Below are 3219 nucleotides of genomic sequence, written 5' to 3'. Positions count from 1 at the left end.
CCGGTCCGGTTGTCGACTTGCACCGATAAAAAAGCCCGGTTGGTGTGTTTAGCCCATTTCGTTGCTGGGTAGGTGCCAACAGGCAACACCGTGACACACGTGTGATGGCGGTAGAAACTATCAAGAACAGTGGTGCAGTCTTCGGCTGTTAGTCCGGGGTCGCGCAATCTGGCGTACACCGTTGACAGCAGCCCTCGCACCATGGGAACGAGATGTGGTGTGAACTGCAACTGGATGCCACATCCGGCAACCTCACTGGCCATCTGCTCAATTTCTGACGTGTGGCGATGGCCTACAACGCCGTAAGGACAGATCGATTCAGAGGCCTCCGCTAACAGAAGATGTTCTTTAGCAGCACGTCCGCCACCGGATGTGCCCGTCTTTGCATCGATGATCACACCGTCTTGTTCGATCAATCCTTGCTTGAGGAATGGCAACAAAGGCAGCAAGCTCGCGGTGGGAAAACAGCCAGGGGCCGCAACCAATCGTGCAGTTGCAATGGCCGATGCATTCCATTCAGGTAACCCGTAGACGGCTTCAAGACACAGGTCAGCATCCCTGCGCTTGCAAGAGAGAGCCTCCTGGGCGTAGACCCTCGCCCACTGATCGAGCGAGCGGTAGCGGTAATCAGCGGAGAGATCCACGACTCGAACACCACGTTCCAGAAGTTCAGGAACCATTCCGCTCGCCAATCCATTGGGAAGGCTGAGCAAAGCCACATCAGCGCACTCGGCAATTCTGCTGGGGTCAGGACTCTCCACAACGGGATCATCCGGTAGCGACAAAAAGGGGCAGAGCTCACTCCAACGCTTGCCAGCACTGCGTTCTCCGCCGAGCAAGCTGATCTCAAATTCGGGATGGGACTGCAACAGCCTCAGGCTTTGCAAGCCCCCATAACCGGATGCACCGATAACCGCAACTCGTTTGATCGCCATGAACTGAGCGGAATGATCGGCTGATCGTACTGGCGTCGATCATGATGAGAGCTTGTTGGATACCTAGAACGCTGAGCCATTCAGCCGTAGCTTCCGAGGGCATGGATCCGAACTTTGACTCCATCCCCGATGCCCTCAACGCCATCCGGAATGGCGAGTGCGTTGTTGTTGTCGATGATGAACGCCGTGAAAACGAAGGAGATTTGATTTGCGCTTCGCAATTCGCGACGCCAGAGCAGATCAATTTCATGGCCAAAGAGGCTCGCGGTTTGATCTGTCTTGCCATCGAAGGAGATCGTCTCGATGCTCTTGACCTCCCCTTGATGGTTGATCGCAACACCGATGAAAATCAAACGGCGTTCACGGTGAGTATTGATGCCGGCCCTGAGCACGGTGTCTCGACCGGAATTTCAGCTGAAGATCGCTCTCGCACGATTCAGGTTGTGCTTCAGGCCGATGCCAAGCCTTCTGATCTAAGGCGTCCAGGGCACGTGTTTCCGTTGAGGGCCCGTTCTGGAGGTGTGCTTAAACGTGCTGGACATACGGAGGCTGCGGTTGATCTCGCTCAGCTCGCAGGGCTGATCCCATCAGGAGTCATTTGTGAAATTCAGAACTCCGATGGCTCGATGGCTCGTCTTCCAGAACTTCAGATTTACGCCAAACAATTTGGCTTGAGGCTGATCAGCATTGCTGACCTCATCAGCTATCGGCTTCAGAACGAACGCTTTGTTCGTCGTCATGCACAGTGTGTGATGCCCAGTCAGTTTGGACAGTTCCAGGCGGTTGGATTTCGCAATGAACTGGACAACAGTGAGCATGTTGCTCTGGTGAAAGGTGTCCCTGGGCAATTGCAGGAACCTGTGTTGGTTCGGATGCATTCAGAGTGCCTGACAGGGGACGCCTTTGGTTCTCTTCGCTGTGACTGTGGTCCACAACTGGAGGCCGCCCTGTCGCAAATCGAGCAAGAAGGAGAAGGCGTTGTTGTTTATTTGAAGCAAGAAGGTCGTGGCATTGGCCTGATCAATAAGTTGAAGGCCTATAGCCTTCAAGATGGAGGTCTAGACACCGTGGAAGCGAATGAGAAGTTGGGATTTGGAGCAGATCTACGAAATTACGGAGTGGGAGCACAGATCCTTAGTGATCTTGGAATTCATCGCCTAAGGCTACTCACCAATAATCCTCGCAAAATTGCAGGACTCGGTGGATATGGTCTGGAAGTTGTGAGTCGAGTCCCGCTGATCATCAATCCAGGAGATCATAATGCCAATTATTTGGCCACAAAACGGGATAAATTAGGTCATCTATTTAATGCCAATAGTGCAGCTGATGTCGTTACTCTTGCCTGGGATTGCGGTGAAGATTTGATCGCTAAACTTCCAGATCTTCTTAAAAGGGCAGAAGAATCAGCGTCGAAATTAAGTCTTACCCTGCAACCAGAACAAACACCACGGCTCCTTGCTCTTTGGGAACGTCCGCAATTTGTTTGGACTGTTTCAGGTGATCTCACCGCAATTGAGTTGTTCCTCAAAACGTTGGCCTCTTGGACAGAAACAAAAAGACTCGGTTTCTTGAAAACGGCGAAAGCAGAACAACGTCTTCACCCTTCATTACAACTTAATCGTGAAGAAATGGACCTTTCATTATTATTGGATAATACAAAAAATGGCTGGTCAGGACATTCTGACCAGCCAATCTTAATTCACTGGTCCTAACGCATCAGTCGGTGACCGTCACACTTTCAATGCGGCTGCCATTTTTCAAGGCGAGAACCACATCCATGTCACCGGTTTGCCCAAATACGGTGTGCACACCATCAAGGTGGGGCTGAGCTTCGTGAACAATGAAAAATTGGCTTCCACCGGTGTTGGGACCGGCGTGGGCCATGGAAAGAATCCCTGGGGCATGCTTCCGGTTGTTGATTTCGCAATCAATGGTGTAGCCAGGACCGCCTGTTCCAGGCATTCCCTTGGCTCCTTCACGGCTGTTGGGGCATCCACCCTGAGCCATAAAACCATTGATGACGCGATGAAAGGCAAGACCGTCGTAAAAGCCTTCGCGCGCCAGCTTCACAAAATTGGCGACGGTGTTCGGCGCATCTTGATCGAACATTTCCAGCTTGATCTGGCCGGCATCCGTTTTCATCAGGACTGTCGTCAAGGCACCAAAAGCAAAAACCAATCTTAGGCAAGCGGGCAAGATGAGTGTCAAAGTGCGCCCTTTTTAAAAGAATGACCACACTCCATTCCTCCCTCCAAGACGCACGCGTTGGTGTGATCGGTGGTAG

At 52.0% G+C, this 3219-nt stretch carries 3 protein-coding genes; 1 reads left to right on the top strand and 2 read right to left on the bottom strand.

Features of this window, described 5'->3' with window-relative positions:
- The coding region (argC, locus tag NCN04_RS09920) for an N-acetyl-gamma-glutamyl-phosphate reductase (protein WP_250395984.1) at positions 1-935 on the bottom strand (935 nt) is incomplete at its 3' end.
- A 101-nt stretch (positions 936-1036) separates the two neighbouring features.
- Between argC and ribBA the strand changes: the two genes are divergently transcribed.
- Positions 1037-2647 carry a bifunctional 3,4-dihydroxy-2-butanone-4-phosphate synthase/GTP cyclohydrolase II gene (gene ribBA / locus NCN04_RS09915; protein WP_245407307.1) on the top strand — a complete coding sequence of 537 codons (1611 nt, stop codon included), beginning with the start codon at positions 1037-1039 and terminating at the stop codon, positions 2645-2647.
- Positions 2648-2651: 4 nt separating this feature from the next.
- Here ribBA and NCN04_RS09910 read toward each other — a convergent pair whose 3' ends face one another.
- Complete coding sequence (locus NCN04_RS09910; RefSeq protein ID WP_371190339.1) at positions 2652-3077, bottom strand: peptidylprolyl isomerase; 426 nt, start codon at positions 3075-3077, stop codon at positions 2652-2654.
- Positions 3078-3219: the final 142 nt, after the last annotated feature.

It is taken from the genome of Synechococcus sp. MU1655, assembly GCF_023630655.1.
In the GTDB taxonomy this organism is placed as follows: Bacteria; Cyanobacteriota; Cyanobacteriia; order PCC-6307; family Cyanobiaceae; genus Synechococcus_C.
This window is presented reverse-complemented; position numbering and strand designations above follow the sequence as displayed.

What these genes read in the sequence shown, in the direction of transcription:
- ribBA (WP_245407307.1), top strand. Translation starts at nt 1,037, where the DNA reads ATGGATCCGAACTTTGACTCCATCCCCGATGCCCTCAACGCCATCCGG.
- NCN04_RS09910 (WP_371190339.1), bottom strand. Translation starts at nt 3,077, where the DNA reads ATGAAAACGGATGCCGGCCAGATCAAGCTGGAAATGTTCGATCAAGAT.